Source organism: Burkholderia sp. Bp9140 (assembly GCF_003853425.1).
Lineage (GTDB): Bacteria > Pseudomonadota > Gammaproteobacteria > Burkholderiales > Burkholderiaceae > Burkholderia.
This window is the reverse complement of sequence record NZ_QTPQ01000122.1, coordinates 1-602: the sequence shown is the minus strand read 5'-3', so window position 1 is coordinate 602 and position 602 is coordinate 1. Positions and strand designations below refer to the sequence as shown.

General features: G+C 62.6%; 1 protein-coding gene. It reads left to right on the top strand.

What is annotated here, in order from left to right; genetic code table 11:
- Window positions 1-602, top strand: a 602-nt coding sequence (locus DIE21_RS36880) for an amino acid ABC transporter ATP-binding protein (RefSeq protein ID WP_148092785.1), incomplete at both ends; no start/stop codon positions are given.

The following is a 602-nucleotide window of genomic DNA, read 5'->3' as shown; positions in this document are numbered from 1 at the left end:
CCGTCGGGTTCGGGCAAGTCGACGCTGATCAAGACCGTGAACGGCCTCGAGCCGTTCCAGCAGGGCGAGATCCGCGTGAACGGCCAGCCGGTCGGCGACAGGAAGACGAACCTGTCGAAGCTGCGCTCGAAGGTCGGGATGGTGTTCCAGCATTTCGAGCTGTTCCCGCACCTGTCGATCACCGAGAACCTGACGCTCGCGCAGATCAAGGTGCTCGGCCGCGGCAAGGACGAAGCGAACGAGAAGGGCATGAAGCTGCTCGATCGCGTCGGCCTGAAGGCGCATGCGCACAAGTTCCCGGGCCAGTTGTCGGGCGGCCAGCAGCAGCGTGTCGCGATCGCGCGCGCGTTGTCGATGGATCCGATCGCGATGCTGTTCGACGAACCGACGTCCGCGCTCGATCCGGAGATGATCAACGAAGTGCTCGACGTGATGGTCGAGCTCGCGCAGGAAGGGATGACGATGATGGTCGTCACGCACGAAATGGGCTTCGCGAAGAAGGTCGCCCATCGCGTGATCTTCATGGACAAGGGCGCGATCGTCGAGGACGACCGCAAGGACGATTTCTTCTCGAATCCGAAGTCGGATCGCGCGAAGGACTT